The 21,175-nt window shown below is 30.1% G+C and carries 19 protein-coding genes; all 19 read left to right on the plus strand.

Features of this window, described 5'->3' with window-relative positions:
• The first annotated feature begins 113 nt into the window (after positions 1–113).
• The 19 genes from L1I30_RS13320 (at position 114) to L1I30_RS13410 (ending at position 21,150) form a co-directional block, all read left to right on the plus strand.
• Positions 114–1,841, plus strand: a complete 1,728-nt coding sequence (locus L1I30_RS13320) for an asparagine synthase-related protein (protein ID WP_236134794.1) — start codon at positions 114–116, stop codon at positions 1,839–1,841.
• 48 nt (positions 1,842–1,889) lie between these two features.
• A complete protein-coding gene (locus L1I30_RS13325; protein WP_236134795.1) occupies positions 1,890–3,182 on the plus strand; it encodes a UDP-N-acetylglucosamine 1-carboxyvinyltransferase in 1,293 nt (430 codons plus the stop codon).
• Positions 3,179–4,036, plus strand: coding sequence for a UDP-N-acetylmuramate dehydrogenase (murB, locus tag L1I30_RS13330; RefSeq protein WP_236134796.1), 858 nt, complete (start codon positions 3,179–3,181; stop codon positions 4,034–4,036). Before L1I30_RS13325 ends, murB begins: the two co-directional genes overlap by 4 nt.
• An 8-nt stretch (positions 4,037–4,044) precedes the next feature.
• Positions 4,045–5,163, plus strand: a complete 1,119-nt coding sequence (locus L1I30_RS13335; protein ID WP_236134797.1) for a glycosyltransferase family protein — start codon at positions 4,045–4,047, stop codon at positions 5,161–5,163.
• A 3-nt stretch (positions 5,164–5,166) separates the two neighbouring features.
• A complete protein-coding gene (locus tag L1I30_RS13340; protein WP_236134798.1) occupies positions 5,167–6,957 on the plus strand; it encodes an ABC transporter ATP-binding protein in 1,791 nt (596 codons plus the stop codon).
• Between the two features lie 39 nt (positions 6,958–6,996).
• Positions 6,997–7,866: a glycosyltransferase family 2 protein gene (locus L1I30_RS13345; protein ID WP_236134799.1), complete on the plus strand. Its 870-nt coding sequence runs from the start codon at positions 6,997–6,999 to the stop codon at positions 7,864–7,866.
• A gap of 7 nt (positions 7,867–7,873) precedes the next feature.
• Positions 7,874–8,746: a polysaccharide deacetylase family protein gene (locus L1I30_RS13350; RefSeq protein ID WP_236134800.1), complete on the plus strand. Its 873-nt coding sequence runs from the start codon at positions 7,874–7,876 to the stop codon at positions 8,744–8,746.
• Positions 8,743–9,618 carry a GNAT family N-acetyltransferase gene (locus L1I30_RS13355; protein ID WP_236134801.1) on the plus strand — a complete coding sequence of 292 codons (876 nt, stop codon included), beginning with the start codon at positions 8,743–8,745 and terminating at the stop codon, positions 9,616–9,618. Before L1I30_RS13350 ends, L1I30_RS13355 begins: the two co-directional genes overlap by 4 nt.
• Positions 9,619–9,635: 17 nt before the next feature.
• Complete coding sequence (locus L1I30_RS13360) at positions 9,636–10,766, plus strand: glycosyltransferase family 4 protein (RefSeq protein ID WP_236134802.1); 1,131 nt, start codon at positions 9,636–9,638, stop codon at positions 10,764–10,766.
• A gap of 1 nt (position 10,767) precedes the next feature.
• The gene (locus L1I30_RS13365; RefSeq protein ID WP_236134803.1) at positions 10,768–11,871 is read left to right on the plus strand and encodes a glycosyltransferase family 4 protein; all 1,104 of its coding nucleotides are present in this window, start codon (positions 10,768–10,770) and stop codon (positions 11,869–11,871) included.
• A gap of 28 nt (positions 11,872–11,899) precedes the next feature.
• Positions 11,900–12,961 (plus strand): glycosyltransferase, encoded by a 1,062-nt coding sequence (locus L1I30_RS13370; RefSeq protein WP_236134804.1) that lies wholly within the window; start codon positions 11,900–11,902, stop codon positions 12,959–12,961.
• 95 nt (positions 12,962–13,056) lie between these two features.
• Entirely contained in the window at positions 13,057–14,178 is a 1,122-nt protein-coding gene (locus L1I30_RS13375; RefSeq protein ID WP_236134805.1) for a glycosyltransferase, read from the plus strand.
• Between the two features lie 44 nt (positions 14,179–14,222).
• On the plus strand, positions 14,223–15,158 hold the full coding sequence (locus L1I30_RS13380) for a GNAT family N-acetyltransferase (protein WP_236134806.1): 936 nt from the start codon (positions 14,223–14,225) through the stop codon (positions 15,156–15,158).
• 301 nt (positions 15,159–15,459) lie between these two features.
• The gene (locus tag L1I30_RS13385; protein ID WP_236134807.1) at positions 15,460–16,410 is read left to right on the plus strand and encodes a hypothetical protein; all 951 of its coding nucleotides are present in this window, start codon (positions 15,460–15,462) and stop codon (positions 16,408–16,410) included.
• 11 nt (positions 16,411–16,421) lie between these two features.
• Positions 16,422–17,390, plus strand: coding sequence for a polysaccharide deacetylase family protein (locus tag L1I30_RS13390; protein WP_236134808.1), 969 nt, complete (start codon positions 16,422–16,424; stop codon positions 17,388–17,390).
• A 355-nt stretch (positions 17,391–17,745) separates the two neighbouring features.
• Complete coding sequence (locus tag L1I30_RS13395; protein ID WP_236134809.1) at positions 17,746–18,834, plus strand: hypothetical protein; 1,089 nt, start codon at positions 17,746–17,748, stop codon at positions 18,832–18,834.
• A gap of 22 nt (positions 18,835–18,856) precedes the next feature.
• Complete coding sequence (locus tag L1I30_RS13400) at positions 18,857–19,900, plus strand: N-acetylneuraminate synthase family protein (protein WP_236134810.1); 1,044 nt, start codon at positions 18,857–18,859, stop codon at positions 19,898–19,900.
• A gap of 31 nt (positions 19,901–19,931) precedes the next feature.
• Positions 19,932–20,441 carry a KdsC family phosphatase gene (locus tag L1I30_RS13405; protein WP_236134811.1) on the plus strand — a complete coding sequence of 170 codons (510 nt, stop codon included), beginning with the start codon at positions 19,932–19,934 and terminating at the stop codon, positions 20,439–20,441.
• Positions 20,434–21,150: a cytidylyltransferase domain-containing protein gene (locus L1I30_RS13410; RefSeq protein ID WP_236134812.1), complete on the plus strand. Its 717-nt coding sequence runs from the start codon at positions 20,434–20,436 to the stop codon at positions 21,148–21,150. The genes L1I30_RS13405 and L1I30_RS13410 overlap by 8 nt, the downstream gene beginning before the upstream one ends.
• Positions 21,151–21,175 lie beyond the last annotated feature (25 nt).

Genomic DNA, 21,175 nt, shown 5'->3' on the forward strand with positions numbered 1-21,175 from the left:
TAATTAATAATTACTTGTATAATATTTGAGGTCGAACTAGAGTTTTATTATAACTCTAATCATTATTTATATTTTGATTAGGAATATCTGTATTACAAATTAAAATTGTTATAATGTATATCATCAAAATATCAAATAAAAAAAAAGACTTTTGTTTTCCAGAACTGGAGAATGAAAAAATCATCTACTTTGAAAACTTTATAATAAATATTAATTATGATGATTTTTTAAATAATTATAAAGAAAGTACGACTGAAGTAAGTTTTGTAGAAACTCCAACTGGGAAATCTTCCCTAAGAGCACAAGACAATTCTGAATTGGATTTTGTAAAGATGTTATTGAATAAGGTTACAGGAAACTTAGAGATTGAAAAGAAAATATTATCTGGAAGAAAAGTTTATTATCATTACTCGGAAAATCAAATCATTTTTTCCAGTCATATCAATTTGTTAAGAAAAGCTGGAGTGGAACTTATTGAAAATTCGGAAATCTTACCAGAGTTTTTTGTACATCGGTTTGTTACGGCACCTAATACATTTTATAAAAATATTTATCAGTTAAAACCAAGTGAAACAATAGTTATTAAATTTTCAAACCGTACACTTGATTTAGTGAAGGATGTAGATTATTCACCTTTTAAAAAAAGCAGCAACAAGGAATTGGTTTATTCTCATGGTGATAACTATCAAGAGAAAATTAAAAAATTATTAGAAAAGAGTTTAACTAATTTAAGTCCTGTAAAAGATAGAGTGACGAGTATGTTAAGTGGAGGTTTAGATTCTTCTATACTTTATAAAATATTATATCACAAATTTAATATTTCTACATCTTTTTCTACATGCTATCCATTTGACAATAAAAAAATTGGCGAAGCTCAGTATGCTAAAACTGCTGCAGATTATTTTAAAGCAGATCACCAACACAAAGACTTCTCCAATAACGACTATGTTCGGGGAGTTATAGAATCTATATATTTGGCAGAAGAACCGCTGTTCCATTTACAAACCGTAATGTTCAATCTACTGTTTAAAAATATGCCAAATAATAAAATTGTTATTTCTGGACAGGGGGCCGATGGATTTTTCGGCTCACCTAGTCACAACCGTTTATATAATTCAAACAAATTAAAATATAGATTATTATCTTTTTCTCCATTGCCCAAAATAATATGGAAATTTGGTAACTATAATCTTTCAAAAGAGTTAAATATTGCTAAACGTTACAGGAATACCAGATATCTTCCTTTGAAGGACAAGAACCATTTTATTTGGTCTATAGGAAATCAAGGGGATAAGAAATGGGTTGCTAAATATTTCAAAGTATCAGAGGAGGAGATTAATTCTAATAGACTTCAACTCGTTGAAAGTCTATCGGATAAATCTATGTATGAAATAATGACAAGTTTAGATTTTATAGGCGATAAATCGGCAACAGAGGGTATTTGGTCAAAAATTGCTGAAGCACATAAAAATATTATATATTATCCTTTTAATAATGAAGAGTTGATAAAATACAATATGTCTCTTCCGTGGAACTTGAAATTAAAAACTATGAAAGGGTTATTACATTACGTTGCAAGACAAAATGATGTGCCAGATTTCATAATTAATAGAAAAAAGAAAGGTTTTTTTGTTTCACCAACAGATTGGCTTAGTCATGGTATAATGAACTCTCTAATACCATTAGCTGGAAAAGTAATAGATATTGAGGTTTTAAAAGAATTACAAGAGACTTCTAAAGGTTTTTTATTTTGGAATTTTTTGAATTATGCTATTTGGAAAAGGCTATTTATCAACAATGAATCTGTTGACAGTCTTATAAATGAATTAGATTTGAAATAATTAGATATCAATGTAATTATTTCTAATGAAACTAAAGAAAAATGAGAAATGAATATTAAACAGGCAAGTATAACTGGGGGTCAAATTCCTACAGGACAGGTTAGAGTAAGTGGAGCAAAAAATTCAGCAACTAAGTTGTTAGCTGCTTCTTTAATTTGTGATAAGGAAGTGATATTAAATAACTTCCCTACAGAATTAGTAGATGCTAATTATAAATTTGAATATATTCAAGACATAGGTGGTATTCTGCAGATTGATAGAGATAAAGATCAGGTTTGTATAGACTCTTCTAAATTATCAAGTGAAAATCTAACTCATTTTAATTATGCTTTTAGAACAACTTATTTGCTAGTACCTGGTTTAATTAAAAAGGATGGAAAAGCTAAAATACCTTATCCTGGGGGGTGTAAAATAGGTCAGCGAGGTTATGATCTGCACATGATGGTATGGGAGAAATTAGGAGCTAGTGTAAAAGAATATGAAGATCATATTGAGGTGATTTCTGAAAACGGATTTGTAGGAACAGAAATTAATTTTCCAATTTCTACTATTGGTGGTACAGAATCTGCACTTATTTGCGGTGCTATAGCTAAAGGCAAAACCACAATTAGAAATGCCTACATTTCTCCAGAAGTTGAAGATCTAATAATTTTTTTAAGAGCCTCAGGAGTGAATATCAAAGTTGTAGGAAATAGCTTTATTGAAATAGAAGGTCAGGAGTACATTCAAGGCTCAATTTATTCTATTATGCCAGATAGAATAGAAGCGTTAACCTGGATTGTTTACGGAATTCTTTCAAAAGGAGATATTACTATTTTAGATGTTCCTTTCAACACAATGGATATACCTTTAAAACATTTAGAGGAAGCTGGTATAGATTTTTACCATAATAGTAAAAATATAAGGATTTCTAATGATTGTTTAGTCAATGGTATTATTCAACCATTTGAACTCGCAACAGGGACACATCCTGGAATTATTTCTGATATGCAGCCATTTTACACTTTGTTGGGTTTACATGCGGATGGATTTAGTAGGATATTCGATTATAGATATCCAGAAAGAATAAAATATTGTGAAGAACTTTCAAAATTCTATGCTGGAAGATTGATTTTTGAAAGTGGAAAGATCACAACGGAAGGAAATAATAATCTTGTCCCATCTGCAGCAGAGGTAACTTCTACTGATCTAAGAGGAAGTATGGCTTTAGTTATTGCTGCATTAATTGGGGATGGCGTATCTATAATTAATAATGTAGACATGGCTTTGAGAGGATATAATAACCTTCAGAAAAAGCTTTCTGAATTAGGGGTAGAAATTGAAATTAGTGACCAAAAATGATATTAAAATTAAACCAAGATCTAACGCTTTATAATAATTATAGAGTGAAATCTGTATGTAAGAGAGCATTTTTTCCCCAAAATGAAGAGGATTTTATTGATTTGTACAAAGAAAATATAAATACCAAAAAAATAATTTTAGGTGGTGGTTATAATGTTATTCTCTCTAAACAAACATACAATGAAGATTTCTTACTCATAGGAGAAACTTTTTCTAAATACAATGTTGTTGATAATATTATTGAAGCTCAAGCAGGAATAGAAATGAAAAAAATGAGTGAAATAGCTTTAGCTCATAATCTTTCTGGTTTAGAGGTTTTTTACGACATTCCAAGCTCACTGGGTGGTGCTATTGTTATGAATGCAGGGGCTAGCGGTTCCGAGATCAAAGATCATTTTTTAAAAGCCAGATACTTAGATCTAGATGATTTAAAAATTAAGGAAATATCTAAAGAGGAAGCTAGTTTTGAATATAGAAATTCTTTTTTTCAAAAAAACACGAACAAAATTGTATTAAAAGTATGGTTAAAATTAGCTGCTGGTGATCCTGTTTTAATTAAAAGTAAAATGGATGAAATAAAAACTTCAAGATGGGCTAAACAACCAAAAGATTATCCAAATGCAGGAAGTGTTTTTAAACGCCCTGATGGGTTTTATGTAGGGACTATGATTGAAGAATTAGGTTTAAAGGGTTTTTCTGTAGGAGGAGCACAGGTCTCTAGAAAGCATGCAGGTTTCATTATTAACTATAATAATGCTACAGGAGACGATATTTTAAATCTTATTGAAGAGATACAGAATAGAGTTTATAAGGCATATAATGTTAACCTAGAAGTTGAACAGCGTATTATATAGTATAAAAAATGACCATATTTTATATAATAGCGAATCTAAAAAAACGTAATACGGGTAAGGGAGGGAGTTTTCATAGTGCTGCGACTATTGCCAAAGCAATGTCTAATAAACATGAGGTTTTTTTCTTTGTAATTGGTGATTTTGACTCTGAAGCGGTAGCTCATATTTTAAATAACAATTATATTTACTTAGACACTTCAGGATTTTTAGGAAAAATCGAAGCTTTATACTTATATATTAAGTATTTATTTAAATACAAACCTTCTATAACCCATGTCTTTGGAAACAATGTACTCTTTCTTACTTATTTAGCACAGGTAATAACAAAAAGTAGAACTATTTTTACGAAATGCGGAAAAGGGAACTCAGGTTTTAGTGCAAATCACTTTCATAATATAATAACGATATCTTATGAGAATTTTGATTATTTAGATCAGAATAAATCAAAGTTTTCCTATCCTATTAAGAACTTAGGATATTTTCCCAACCGAATCTTGCCTTTCGATCAAGATAAATATTTAATTCACTCATTGAAGACTTTAATAAATTATCATCCGAATGACTTTATTATTTTAAGAATTGGCCGGCTTAACTCCTATTATCAAGAAGGTATTATCGCTAGCATTAATTTTTTTAAAAATAATTATGACAATAATAGCAATGTTAAATTATTGCTCGTGGGCCACAGAGATGAAAGTTTAGATTTAACTAAATACGAAGGCATCAAAAATGTTTTTATTATAGACACACCAGAGTTTACTAAAAATCCTAAAACTATTTTATCAATTGCTGATATTAAAATAACCAATGGAAGAACTACCATGGAGGCTTGTTACACTGGAGGTAATATTGCTATACCTACAAAGAAACACGGCTTGGTACGATTGTCTAAAGATAACTGGCAGGAGATGCTTCACTATAACTTCTCAGAAAGAGTAGAATTGTCTGAAAAATTATTAATTTCAGAAGTGTATGATGAAAATTTCCCTATGGAAATATTTCATGACAACTTCAACGCAAATTCAATTGTAGACGGAGTTACTATGTTTTACCAAAATAGTTCTTATGACAAAATGAGCATTAAAAATTGGATAATTTGGGGACGAATTTTCTTTAATAAATTTTAGAGTTTGAAAAAAATAATTGAAAAATATTTTGAGAGTCTTGTTTATTTTTATAGAGCTCTAAAATATAAGGTCTTTATAATACTATTACTAAGTGTTTTAATTGGTTTTCTTGATGGATTAGGTTTAACTATGTTTTTACCGTTGTTAACCATGGTTAGTGATACAGGAAGTGGACAAAATGGCGACACAGAAAATCTAAATTTTTTGTTGAAGTTTATAACCGATTTAAACATAGATCTTACTCTAATTAGAATACTTATTCTAATGGCATGTTTTTTTATAGCTAAGAGTATTGTAGTTTATTTATATGAGGTATATAAAGTTAATGTGCAACAGCAATTTATAACTAAAATAAGATTTAAGAATCTTAACAGGTTAAATAATCTAGCTTTTAAATACTTTATAAGCTCAGACCCGGGTAGAATTCAGAATACAATGACTGGGGAAGTAGATCGTGTGGCACGAGCATTTTTGACTTATTTTACGGCTTTTCAAGCTGGAATTATGGTTGTAGTCTATATGTATTTTGCTTTTACTATAGATACTAAATTTGCAATATTAGTTTCTATTGGAGGCGTTATAACAAATTTTATATATAAAAAGATTTACAAAAACACAAAGGGAGCATCAAGGAAATTGACTGGTGAAAATAATATATTTCAAAGCTTGGTTATTCAGCATGTTTCCAACTTTAAATACTTAAAAGCCACTGGAAGTATTTCCAAATATTCTAATAAATTAAAAAGTTCTATTGATAAGATTGAGATAAGCAATGTTAAAATAGGAAAATTGGCAGCGTTCTTAACAGCGTCGAGGGAACCTATAGTAGTGTTAGTTGTAGTCTCAGTAATTTATATTCAAACTTCTCTTTTAGGATCTTCCTTAGGCCCTATTTTGATAAGTCTGTTGTTTTTTTATAGAGCATTGAATTTTTTAATGCAAATGCAAAATCAATGGAATAAGTTTCTAGCAGTTTCTGGCTCTATGGAAAATATGACTCGTTTTAGTGATGAATTGAAACTTAATAAAGAAGAGAATGGATCAGTAGCAATCAAAGATAGAGTAACCAAAATAGAATTAAATGAAGTATACTTTAATTACGGCTCCAATGTAATTATTAATGGGGTCAGCTTAGATATTCCTCGTCATAAAACAATTGCCTTTGTTGGAGAGAGTGGTAGTGGAAAGACAACATTAGTAAATCTTATAGCAGGACTTTTGCCTATAGACCGAGGAGAATTATTAATAAATAACAATAATATAGCCGATATAAATTTAAATACATATCAATCTAAAATTGGGTATATTACTCAGGACCCTGTAATATTTAACGACACTATTTTTAATAATATTACATTTTGGGATGAAAAGTCTGATTCTAATATCAAAAAATTTAACTCTGCAATTCAGAAAGCGGCTATTTTTGATTTTGTTCTTGAGCAATCCGAGCGTGAAGATACGTTGTTGGGAAGTTTTGGAAGTAATTTGAGTGGAGGCCAAAAACAGAGAATTTCTATTGCAAGAGAATTATATAAGGATGTTGAAATACTTATACTTGATGAAGCTACTAGTGCATTAGATTCTGAAACAGAGAAAGAGATACAGAAGAACATGGATAGTCTTCAAGGGGATTATACGATATTAATTGTTGCTCATCGTATTTCTACAATTAAAAATGCCGATAAAATTGTCATAATGAATAAAGGAAAAATTGAAGATGACGGAAGTTTTCAAAAGCTTTATGAGAATTCACCATATTTTAAGAAACTTGTATCACTACAGGAGCTTTCATAAATATTTTAAAGTTTATCTTTTTTACTAATTATAATATATATGTCTAAAATTTCCATTACTATACCTACACACAATAGAGCTCATTTAATATCGCGTGCTATAAATAGTGTGAAAAAGCAGACATTTGAAAATTGGCAGTTAATAATTGTAGATGATGGATCGACAGATAATACTGAGGATGTAATTTTACCATTTTTAGAAGATGAACGGATTAATTATCTTAAAAAGGAAAATTCTGGTGCAGCCCATTCACGCAATGTTGGAGTGGAATATTCAACAGGAGATTTCATTACATTTCTAGATAGTGATGATGAAGCTAAACCGGATTGGTTAGATAAAATTTATAATGAAATAACTTCAAAAATGGCATCCGTTATTTGTTGTGGTTGTGAAACTATTGACGAGAATGGAGATCTAATTAAAATAAATCTACCTTCCAAAACAAAAATTTTTCCTGATACTATCTATAAGATGACTAATGGTGGTGTTTTTACACTTACCAAAACCATTTTCAATGAAATAGGTGGATTTGATAATTGTTTGAAATCTGGACAACATACTGAATTATCTTTTAGGTTAATTCCATACTTGAAAGAGAATAAAATTGAAATTCATAATCTACAAGAATCGCTTATAAAGATACATATTCATAAGGGGGAGAGAATTAGAGGTAATCCGGAAATGAAGTTTCAGGGAACCACTTATTGTTTAAAAAAGCACTCATCTTTTTTTGAAAACAGAAATCTATTAAGAGCAGATTATGAAGGAACAGTTGGGATGAATGCTTATTTAACCAACAGGAAGCTAGAATCGATTAAATATTTCACTAAATCATTCCTAAGTAAGCCTTCTATAAAGAGGTTAGTCCGAATTCCTGTGTACTTCCTTAAAAATATAATAAAAAATTAAATATTTAATGAAGGATCTTTTTTACAATTTATTAATACCTTTTTCTAATAGAGTAGCTGCTTTTTCTTCTTCTAAGTTAAGAGTTTTAGCTTATCACACGATAGATGATCCATATTTATTTGAAAAGCAACTAAAATATTTAAAATCTTCATATAAGGTAATAGGAATTTTTGAATTGGAACAGTTTCTATTTGATGGGGCAGATCTACCTAAGAATGCTGTATTAATAACTTTCGACGATGGGGATCTTTCGGTATTAGATTTTGGTTTGCCTCTACTAAAAAAATATAATATGCCTTCTGTAATGTTCGTAATTACTGGTTTGATAGATTCTAAGAAAACCTTTTGGTGCAGGTGGGTTGAATTAGCAATACAGAATCAGGGAAAATCTTACGCTGAAGCAAGAGTAGTTGTTAATAGATTGAAAAAAATGGACAATGAAGAGCGTGTTGCCTATTTAAATAAATTGGAACCTATAGTTTCTAAACAACTTACTAGAAATGATATTTTAAAAATGCACTCTGAAAAGATGTTTGTAGGTAATCATACTCATACGCATCCAATGGTAGACAAATGCACAAGTGAAGAATTGCAGGGTGAACTTAAAACTTCAAAAGACTCTTTTAAAAATTGGGGTCTTCCAGGTTATCAAATTTTTGCTTATCCCAATGGAAATTGGGATGCTAAATCTGAAAAAATTCTTATTGATAATGAAATAAAAATGGCATTTTTGTTTGACCATCAATTAAATAAAAAAGATGTTAACCCTATGAGGATTTCAAGAATTAGAGTGAATTCTGATACTAAATTACATGAATTTAAAGTAAAAGTTTCCGGTTTACATTCTAAGTTAATGAAATTCAAAGAAAATATTACATGATCCTAATTAGAGAAATAGATTATGCAGAAGATGTTTCCGAGATCATTGATTTAATTCATTTGGGTCTTAGTGAAAAAAACACAGAAGCTTCGTTTTTATGGAAACACTTTGAGAATCCCTTTGGGAAATCTTTGGGGCTATTGGCATGTGATAAAACAAAAATAGTTGGTGTTAGAATGTTTATGTTTTGGGAATTCAAAAAAGGAGATAAAGTTGTTAAAGCAGTTCGTCCTGTAGATACCATCATACACCCGGATTATAGGGGCCAAGGTTTATTTAAGGATCTTACTTTGGCAGGATTAAAAAAGTTTATCTCTAAGTATAGTTTGGTCTTCAATACTCCTAACAATAATAGCTTACCTGGTTACATTAAAATGGGGTGGCAACATTATTCTAAAGAACTATATTTTAACTTAGGAATCGTATTGCCTTCATTAAATAGAAATATTTCTATTCGGAAAATTGAAAATAATTCTTTCAATTTAAGAGATGTAAATTTAGAATATGACTCTTTTAGAACTCATATTTCTAAAGACTTTTTGAACTGGCGTTATAGAGATTCAAATTATAAGATAGTATTGATTAATATTAATGAGATATCAGTTATAGTTATCTATAGAATTGAACTGCTAAAAGGTTTAAAGACTTTAATTTTAATTGATTATATAGGAGACAATAGCGTAATTACTCCTTCTCTTAGAAAATTGGCTAAAATGGAGAAAGTGTTTTTGTTTCATTATTTAGATAATCAAAATATAAAGTTAATGCTTTTTAAACGGAGAGGAAAATCTGTTGTAGTTTATCGTGATGATAATTTTAAAATAATGGAAGATATACAATTTTCTTCCGGTGACCTAGAAGGTCGCCTTTAATTTTTTCCCAAGTACTTATGAAAATAATTATCTTAATAAATTCTCTTGGAGCTGGTGGAGCTGAACGTTCTATGGTGGAATTTGCAAAATTTTTATATTTAAGGAATGATGTTAAGTTAAATATCGTTTGTTTAAAACATAAAAAAATAGGACTTGAAGAAGAAGTTGAGAATTTTGGAATAAACACTATTTACTATGAAGGAAGTAGTAATTTAAAATCCAAAATAAATTTCGTTGTAGATATAATCAAAAAAGAAAAACCGGATATTATACATTCTGTTTTAGCTGAATCTAATCTTGTTTTAAGATTATCAAGATTATTAACTCACCATGGTAAGGTCATCCAAAGTTTAGTAAACACTCCTTATTCATTAGAAAGGAAAAAAGATAGTCAATTATCTTGGCAAAAATTTCAACTTGCCAAAAAGATTGATCAATGGTCTGCAAGATTAACTTCGAATATTTTTTATCATGCCATTACACAAGAGGTGTATCAACACTATTTACCTTTATTTAAAATAAGAGATAATTATCGAATTATCTATAGAGGTCGAAAAGAAAATTTAAATAAAAAATCTTCTTCTATATCCAAAGATTTTTTACTGATAAATACTGGGAGACAGGAATTTGCAAAGGGGCAGATTGATATTTTATTTGCCTTAAATTTTATTAAACAGGAATATAATATTACAGATATTAATTTACAAATTTTAGGAAGAGAAGGTCAATATACCAAAAAAATAGTGGATTACATTGCTGCTAATAATCTTCAAGATCAAGTAAAAATTCATGGTTTTGTAAGTGATGTGGAAAAAAGATTGGCAAATGCGGATGCTTTTATATTTCCTTCTTATTATGAAGGATTAGGGGGTGCTTTATTAGAGGCATTCTCAGCTAAGCTTCCTTGTATTTGTTCGAATATTCCAGTGTTGAAGGAGGTAGTTGGATCAGAGAAAGGAGCCCTGTTTTCTCACCCAGGGGATTATAAAAGTTTAGCAATGAATATCTTAACACTATATAATGATAAAATGCTAAGAAAAAAATTAGGGGATTATTCGTATAAAAGATTTAGGGATACTTTTAATTTAGATACCATTAACTTGGAAATGCTTCAAATGTATAGAGACGTTTATCAATCTAAAGTTTAAAATGAAAATTCTTCAATTAGTTACTAAGCGTCAATATCGTGGAGCAGAGGTGTTTGCTGCAAACCTCAGTTCCGAATTAATTAAGCTTGGGCATGAAATAATATTTGTAGGTCTTTATAAGAATTCTGAGAATATCTTAAGTGTTGAGAACGCAGCTCATTATGATCTTATAAATTCTAAGACGGGAAGTTTTTCTGTAGAATTAGTAAGGAAATTAATAAAATTAGTAAAGCAAACCAAACCAGATGTAATACAATGTAATGGATCTGACACGTTAAAATATATGGTGGCAGCCTCTTTTATTCTTCCTAAAACCCCAATAGTTTATAGAAATATTAGTATGATTAGTGAATGGGTGTCTGTAGGATTTAAGAAAAAAATTTATAAACAAATTTTCAGAAAAGTTGATCATGTTACATCTGTAGGTGAAGAAGCAATTAGCGATTTTATCAAAACGTTTAATTACCCTAAAGATAAAACTACTGTTATTCGAAGGGGAATCCCTATAAAGGAAGTAAATAAACAACAAGAGTCTCATAAACTAAAAAAGCAATTACATTTATCTACAAAAGATAATATTGTGATTCATATTGGGAATTTCAGTCCTGAAAAGAACCATGAATTCCTTCTGGATATTTTTGAAGATCTAAAAATTTTAGATTCCACAATAAAATTAGTATGTGTTGGTGATGGTGTTTTGTTCGATCACATTAATAATGAAATTACAAAACGTAAATTACGTGATACTGTTTTTCTACTAGGCTTCAGAAAAGATATACCAGAGCTTTTAGCCTCTTCTGATTGTTTTGTTTTGGTAAGTAAAGTAGAAGGGGTTCCAGGAGTGATCTTAGAGGCGGGAAGTCAATATGTCCCTTCAGTGGCAACTAATGTAGGTGGAGTTTGCGAAGTTCTTATGAACGGTAAAACAGGTTATATTATAGATAATTTTAATAAGAAAGATTTCAAGCATACCTTATTAAAAATAATAAATGATAAAGAATTAAAAACTGAATTGGGCTCTAATGCATATAAATTGGTAGTGGAGGAATTCAATCCATTAAGCAATGCTCAAAAATTTGAAAAATTATATTTATCCTTAATTTAAGGTAGCTATAGTATTCAGAGTTATATAAATGAGGATATTACAAATCATTCAAAAGAAACAATATAGGGGCGCAGAAATCTTTGCAAGCCAATTGTCTAATCACTTGATAAATCAAGGACATATTGTTGAAATGGTTAGTATATATGATGGGGATGCTATCTTACCTTTTAAAGAAAGGATAATGAGCTTGTCTACGGAAGAATCTAATAGGTACTTAGATTTCGAAGGTTGGAAAAAATTGAATAATATAATTGTAGATTTTTCTCCGGATGTTATTCAAGCGAATGCCGCAGATACTTTAAAATATGCGGTTATATCAAAAAAAATCCACAGATGGAAACAACCCATCTTTTATAGAAATGCAAGTACTTCTAGCTATTATATTAAATCCTTTTTCTCCAAATTAATTAATTCATTTTTTCTTAATAATGTAGATAAAATAATTTCAGTCTCTCATTCATCGAAAGCAGATCTTAATTCATTATTTCCATCTACAAAAGAAAAGACTATTGTAATTCCAATAGGAATTGAAGCTAATACAGAGCGGCCTGTAGTTTTAGGGAAAGCTAGAAAGAATATTATTCATGTTGGATCTTTTACGCGTGAAAAAAATCATCAGGGATTGCTGAAAATTTTTAAGCAATTAAGTGCTAAGGATACGGATGCTCATTTACATTTATTCGGAGAAGGGCCTCTAAGAGAAGAAATAGAAAAAAGGGTTCAAGAATTTAAGCTTGGAAAAAATGTTAGTTTTTATGAAGGAGTAAGAAATCCATTACCATATATATCAGGAGCAGATGTTTTAGTGCTCCCAAGTAAAATAGAAGGTTTACCTGCGGTACTTTTAGAGGCGATGTATTGTAAAACTCCTGTTGTTGCTTATAATGTTGGTGGTATTTCAGAAATAATATCTAATTCAACTGGATGTTTAGTAGAAAAAGATAATATTAATAGCTTTTGTATTGAGATACTGGATGTATTAAATAATCCAGATTTAAATAGGATTAAAAATGCAGAAAGAATGGTGAAATTAGAGTTCATGAATTACAATATTGCTCAAAAATTCGCAATAGCTTATAAAAGCATATAGATCAAGTTTAAGTTGCTTTTTTGAATATTAAAATCAAAGAAAAGCTTGTCCTCTTTTTTTAATCCCTTAAATTTGTCGCTTGACTTTTTAATTAGATGCAAAAGATAAAAATTCTACACATCATAAAATCCTTAGGAAGAGGGGGGGCAGAAATGTTGTTGCCTGAAACCCTAAAGATTCATGACACCTCAAAATTTGAATTTCATTATATTTACTTTTTACCCTGGAAAGATCAAATGGTCTCAAGCATAGAGCATGCTGGGGGTAAGGTAACATGTTTATCTGCCAAAAATAATATCAAATTATTACAGCAATACTCTAAAGTCATAGAATATTGTAATATCAATAACATTGATTTAATTCATAGTCATTTACCATGGGCTGGTTTTTTAAGTAGACTTGTTTTTAAAAAAACAAAGATTCCTACCGTGTATACGGAGCATAATATGCAGGAAAGGTACCATGTTATAACAAAGAAGATCAACCATTATACTTTTAATTCTCAAAGCTTAGGACTTGGAGTTTCAGAAGATGTTACAAATTCTATAAACCACAATATAAATCCAAAAATACCAGTAAGAACTCTGTTAAATGGAGCTAATACGGAAACATTTAGAAGAGATTTAGAATTAGGGAATACTATTAAGAGGGATTTAGGCATTCCGAAAGATGCCTTTGTGATTGGTAATGTTGCAGTTTTTAGATTTCAAAAAAGAATTGTTGAATGGCTGCAAGTTCTGAAGAAAATTATCGATGTAAATTCTAACGTATATGGAATAATTGTGGGGGCTGGCCCATTGGAAGAAGAGATTAAAGAGGAAAGCAGAAAATTAAACTTAGAAGGAAGAGTTAAGTTTGCAGGACTGCAGACTAATGTAAAACCTTATTTTTCTGCTATGGATATTTTCATGATGAGTAGCTCTTTTGAAGGTTTACCAATAGCTCTTCTGGAAGCAATGAGTATGGAATGTGCTATAGTTTCCACAAACGCTGGTGGAATTAAGGAAGTAATAAGTCAAGACAAGGATGGTCTAATTTGTGATATTAATGAATGGGAAAAATTGTCTGATTTGTGCTTATTGCTAATTGAAAATCCAATGAAGCTAAAAAAGTTTAAGATAGCGGCTAGAAAAAGGGTTGTAGAAGGATTTAGTTTGAATCAAATGGTAAAATCCTTAGAATCTTTATACGAAGAATTGTTACTGGACTCTAAATAAAATCTTGTTTTAAAAATTTGGTTCTTTCAATTTAAATAATATATATGATTATTAGAGAAGGCACATATAAAGATACGGGTGCAATTATATCTGTATTAAAAGCAAGTCTTGGAGAAGCTAAACTTCCTAAATCGGAGGAAATTTGGAACTTTAAACATTATCAAAATCCATTTGGGAAATCTCTAATTCTCTTAGCAGAAGAGGATAATAAGATAATAGGAGTAAGAGCATTTATGAAATGGAAATGGAAGTTGGGTGAGAAGGTGTATTCAGCCTATAGAGCAGTAGATACTGCTACTCATCCAGATCATCAAGGTAAAGGGGTTTTTAAAAAATTGACGCTTGAAGCTATTAATATTTCCACGAAAGTAGGCGATCATTTTATTTTTAATACTCCTAATTCACAGAGTCTTCCGGGGTATATGAAGATGGATTGGAAAAAGGTTAGCAAATTAAAAATTCACCTCAATTTAATTAGCCCCTTGAAAATGTTCATTTCAGATACGAACTATAAATATTCTATTCAAAAAATGGGAGATGAAAACGTATTGGAAAATTTAATAGAAACTCATAATATTGGAAATAGCAGAACGTCTAACTTATTCACTATAAAATCGATAGAATATTTAAAATGGAGATATGAAAATAATCCATTGCAAAAATATGATGTGAAATGTGATCACGATTTTTATTTAGCTACTTATATAAAGCAGCATAAGTATTTTAATGAACTTAGGGTAGTTGAACAAATATACAAGGGAGATAAAGGTTTGAAAAAGTTAAATAGGGCCTTAGAAAACCTCACTAAGTATATGAAAGTTCATATAATCTCATGCTCTGAAAATTTAGGAGGTTTAATTGGGTTTTCTGGGGCGATGGGTCCGATGCTAACAGTACGAAATTTAAATTTGGATATTGATAATCAGCTATTAAATATTGATAATTGGAATTATACCTTAGGAGATTTAGAACTTTTTTAATATGCTAGGAGCCTTATTCTTTATTATTGTTTTATTTTTTATTAATCAAGGAATTTTTAACTCTTTTCAGAATAAGCATAAGTTCTTTTCTAAAAAAGTAATGAATATTTTGTTTCTATATCATTTCTTTTTTTGGATGGTATATTATCTATATGCTTTTTTCAACCCATCTGACTCTCGAGCATATTATGATAGACCGCAGAATCCTTTTTTAAGTTGGTTTGACTTTTTAGGTACTAGTACTACATTTATAGATTTTCTTTCCTGGCCGTTTATTAATATTCTAAATTTCAATTATGAAATGATGATGGTGTTTTATGCTTGGTTAGGCTATCTTGGATTTTTATACGCTTATCTTTTTTTTCGAGAAAATATTCCGATTAAGATTAAGGTCTTTAAAAGAGTTGATCTCTTAATGTTAATTTTATTCTTTCCTAATATGCATTTTTGGACGGCTTCTTTAGGAAAAGGAGCCCCTATTTTTTTAGGGTTAATGATGTTTGCTTATGCGATTAATAGCCCGAAGTCCCGTATTTATTTACTTATTTTATCATCTTTATTAATATATTATATAAGACCACATGTATTTCTATTTGTTGCAGTAGGAACTGTTTTAGGTTATATGAGCGGTAAAGAAAAAATATCATTTAGTAAGAAATTATTGATATACATAGTTCTAGTAGGAGGTCTTTATTTCGCACAAGATCAAATTTTAGGTATAGTTGGACTGGAAGGGGGAGATGATCTCGTGGAAGGCTTCGAAGATTTTTCAGACGACAGATCGCAATCTCTTAGTAAATCAGGTTCCGGTGTGGATATGTCTTCCTATCCTTTACCTTTGAAGCTATTTACCTTTTGGTTTAGACCATTATTTTTTGATGCACCCGGTATATTGGGATTAATTACCTCAGTAGAGAATCTTTTGTATCTACTTTTATTTATTAAAATTCTGAAGAGAGATTTTATAACCTTTATTAAGAATTCTAAGGTGGTAGTGAAAATGAGCTTAGTGGTGTTTTTACTTTCCTCATTTGCTATGACCTTCATTATGTCTAACCTTGGAATTATTATGCGACAAAAATCAATGGTTATGTACTTTTTGTTTTTTGTTATTTACTACTATTTAGCTCAAAAGAAATACGATAAAATTATTAAAATGAAAAAAAATAAAAATTCAATCAACAATAATAATCAAAAACAATCTGAGTTGAATTTAAGTACTATAAGAAACACGACAATTCATTCCATTTAGAAACAAAATATATGAATAAAGGCGGCAATTTTATTATTTCTTTGGATTTTGAATTATTATGGGGTGTATTTGATAAAGTTTCGATCGATGAAAAAATAATTTATTTTAGGAATACAAGAAAATTAATTCCAGAGATATTAGCTATTTTTAAACAATACGAAATTCATGCAACTTGGGCTATAGTTGGCATGCTATTTAATACTGATTGGAAGGAATGGCAAATAAATACTCCCAATGTTTTGCCTAATTACAGTAATGACTCTCTCTCTGCATATAAGTTTGGAAATAAAATTTCCATCAAGGGTTTTGAAGAATTATGTTTTGCGAAAGAACTAATTCTAAAAATTAAAGACCAACCTAATCAAGAAATAGCTACACATACATATTCACATTATTATTGTTTAGAGGAGGGTCAAACTATAAATTCATTTAAGGCTGATTTGGAGCAATGTATAAAATTGGCAAAAAGTTTAAATATTGAATTAAAATCCTTGGTTTTCCCTCGGAATCAATTTAACAAAGAATATTTAAAGATATGTTCAGAAATGGGAATTCAGAATGTTAGGGCAAACCCATCAAACTGGTATTGGAAGGAAGTTGATAAAAGTTCATTTAGGAATAAACTATATAGGACAGGTGATGCGTATTTTGGATTAAATGATAAATCTTATAATATTGAGAAAAAGGATAGGGAGGAAGATACCCCTTTGTCTCAAAAGGCAAGTAGGTTATTAAGACCCTATTCTAAATATAAGATATTAAACAGTTTAAAATTATCTCGAATTAAAAGAGAAATGAAAAAGGCTGCTATCAACGGAGAAATTTATCATCTCTGGTGGCATCCTCATAACTTCGGAAATAATCCTGAAAAAAATTTAATGGAATTAATAGAGATATTAGAATATTATAAATACTGTCAGATGAAGTATGACTTTAAATCTTCTACGATGACAGAAATAAATGAATTATACGGTAGTTAGAAGATAAAATATTAATTTTATTATGTAGAAAATCCACACTTGAGTGTGGATTTTCTATTTTATTAAGCTTAGGTATTGGTTGATTTTATTTTACTTTATTATTAAAACCCTTTTTTATAGGCTTAACTAATTGATTTTCAGTCAATTGATTCTATTTTAATTAAGATAACGTTCACTAATTTTATTTGGCTTTTAAGTTGCATGTCTATTAGCAGAAATAATAATTATGCAATTAGAAACCGGACTCGTATTAGATATAATTGGCGCTATATTCATGCTGCCCTTTCTTTATTTGGTGACTCAATTTATATTCAAAAGCTTACAAAAAAAACATTCTTTTTTTAATAGAACCCTTATGAATAGGTTGTTTATTTATCATATGGGGTTTGGAATGGTGTATTATATTTATGCCTTTTTCAATGCATCTGATTCCCATAAATACTTTATTTGGCCACAGAATATCCATAAAGGTTGGCTTGATTTTTTCGGAACAGAAACTACGTTTGTAAATTTTATTTCATATCCTTTTATCAATGGACTCGGGTTTAGCTATGAGATGATGATGCTATTATTCACCTGGTTTGGATTTTTAGGTTTCGTGTATGCGTATTTATTTTTTAAAGAGAATATATCTTTAGAAGTTAAAGTGTTTAAACATATAGATCTACTTACTTTAATACTCTTTTTACCGAACATGCACTTTTGGACGGCTTCTCTAGGAAAAGGATCAATCATTTTTCTTGGTCTGATGCTTTTTGCTTACTCTATCAAAAAGCCTAAAGTTAGAGTGGTGGGTTTATTAATAGGTGCTCTTCTCGTTTTTTATATAAGACCTCATGTTTTTCTCTTATTAACTGTTGGTGGCTTAGGTGGATTCTTCTTAGGTAAGGATGCCATTTCATGGAAGAAGAAATTAATAATAGGGTTAAGTATGTTATTAGGCCTGTTTCTTATTCATGAAAAAATTTTGGCAGTAGTTCATCTTAATAATTCTAAAGATCTAATATCCGATTTTATAGCTTTCACAGCGCAAAGATCTCAAGATCTTAATACAGCAAGCTCTGGTGTTAATATGGCCGGGTACTCACTGCCAGAAAAATTCTTTACATTCTGGTTCCGTCCTTTATTTTTTGATGCTCCGGGTATACTAGGTATAATAGTGTCTTTAGAGAATTTTATTTACTTGCTGCTATTTTTGAAAATATTGAAATTAGATTTCCTGAAGTTTTTAAAGAATGCACCGGTTAATGTGAGAATGAGTTTAGTGCTGTTTATGCTTACATCTTTTGCCATGACTTTTGTTATGTCTAATCTTGGGATAATTATTAGACAGAAGTCTATGGTCATGTACTTCTTGTTTTTTGTAATCTATTATTATCTTGCTCATCAGAAAGGTCTCATTTCGCAAATTAAAGACAAAGAACTATCTTTGACTGCTGCGTAATATGCAGTTAAACTAATAGTGAATGAATCAAACTACTTATCTAATTGGGGAAATTGGTCAGAATCATAATGGATCGCCCGAATTAGCTAAATTAATTGTTGATGTAGCCGCCAGGTCTATAATAGACCCTCTCTTTCAGCATAAATTGAAAGGGATGGATGCTGTTAAACTTACCAAGAGGGATTTAAACTATGAGTTATCGGTTACTTCGGCAAATCGTATTTATAATTCACCACATTCGTTTGGACATACTTATGGGGAACATAGGGCTGCTTTAGAGCTTAGTGATATTGAACATTATGAGATTTATCTTTACGCTAAAGAGAAAGGTCTTGATTTCATTGAGACACTTTGCGCCCCTTCATGCTTGTCGGTATTAAAACATTTTACACCAGACAAATTAAAGATAGCCTCTCGAGATCTTACTAACATTCCCCTTTTAAGTGCATTAGCTGAAACTGGTCTTCCTATTATTTTGTCTACAGGAATGGCAGGAAAGGAGGAATTGGATAACGCTTTAAATGAAATAAATAGGTATCACAATGATATTTCCATTTTGCATTGCGTATCAGAGTATCCTACTAACCCCTTAAATGTTAATTTAAATACTATCCTCTATTTAAAAGAAAACTACCCTCAATATACTGTTGGATATTCCGATCATACCATTGGAATAGCTACGCCGTTAGCTGCTGTATCCATGGGAGCAAATATTATTGAGAAACATCTTACCCTAGATAGAAAAATGAAAGGAACAGACCAAGCCGGATCTTTAGGAATAGATGGAGCTCAACGGATGGTAAGAGATATACGATTATTAGAATTATCTTTTGGTAAGAAAGATCTTTTTATAGATCCCTCAGTGGAATTAGGAAAGATTAAATTGGAGCGATCTTTAGCTACTAATAAAATATTGTTGGCTGGGTCGATAATTAAAGACGAAGATTTGCATTTATTATCGCCTGGAGACGGCTTTAAATATACAGAAAAGTCAAAAATTATAGGAAAAAAGTTAGTGATTGATATAGTAGCTAATGAAATTATTTATTCTAATTACTTGGAGTAAACGGTATTTGTAATTATAGCATTAAAAACCTATGAGAATTAAGTTATTGGTTTCTGATATAGATGGGGTATGGACTGATGGTTCTTTCTATTATAGTGAAAAGGGAGATGCGCTTCGCAAATTTTCTACCAAGGATAGTTTTGGTGTAAGTCTTGCTAATATCATGGATTTACCCATCTTGATACTTTCTGGAGAACAAAATGAAATGGTTATTTCCCGACTTAAAAAATTGAATATAACAAATTATCAGCTAGGTGTTAAAAACAAACTTAATGCCCTTCTTGATTTTTGTACTTTATATGCCATCTCTCTTTCTGAAGTAGCTTATATAGGAGATGATATGAATGATCATGCCCTATTGAATAAGGTAGGTTTGTTTGTGTGTCCTGTAGATGCAAATTTAAGGATTAAACAGAACGCTCATGTAACTCTGGAAAAAAAGGGAGGAGAAGGTGCTTTCCGTGAGTTTGTGGAATACGTTTTGGAAAAGGAAGGGGTATTAGAAGTTGCTTATGACAGGTATATAAAAATAAATGACTGATATTAAAACAGCTGTAATAATTCAAGCTCGAATGTCAAGCACTCGTTTACCGGGTAAAAGTCTTCAATTAATAGGTGAAAAACCTCTCATATATTATGTAATTCAAAGGTTAAAATCACTGAATATACCTATAATTATATGTACCAGTACTCATGATAGTGATAATGATTTAGTTGAGTATTTACAAGCTCAAGAAATTTTGGTATATCGAGGATCTCTCTTTAATGTTTTAGAAAGATATATCTCCGCAGCTGAATATTATAATATTAAGAATATCATTAGAATTACAGGAGATAATCCTTTAGTCGACATTAAAGCTTTAGAAATGGCTCTCCCAATGTTAAAGGATTATTCTTATATAGATGCTATTTACCCGAATGGCTGGATTAAAGGTACTGGTTTTGAACTTGTGAAATTATCAGAATTGAAAAATATCAATTCCCATGAACCTTTGCATAAGGAACATGTAACTTTAGCTTTACGAGAGGATATTTCGAAAAAGCCATACTATAAAAAATTAGCCATTCCTTCTTATCAAAGATCTTATAATAATATTGTATTGACTTGTGATTATCCTCAAGATTTACAAACCTTACAATATGTTTTTGAACATTTTAATTATAATACAAACATAAGAATCGAGGAAATTATTGATTTGTTTAGAAGGCATCCAGCACCTTTTCTTAAAAATCTGCATTATCATCAATAAATCCGCAAACCCCGTTAATCTCTCT

It is taken from the genome of Gillisia lutea, from assembly GCF_021568705.1.
Classification (GTDB): domain Bacteria; phylum Bacteroidota; class Bacteroidia; order Flavobacteriales; family Flavobacteriaceae; genus Gillisia; species Gillisia lutea.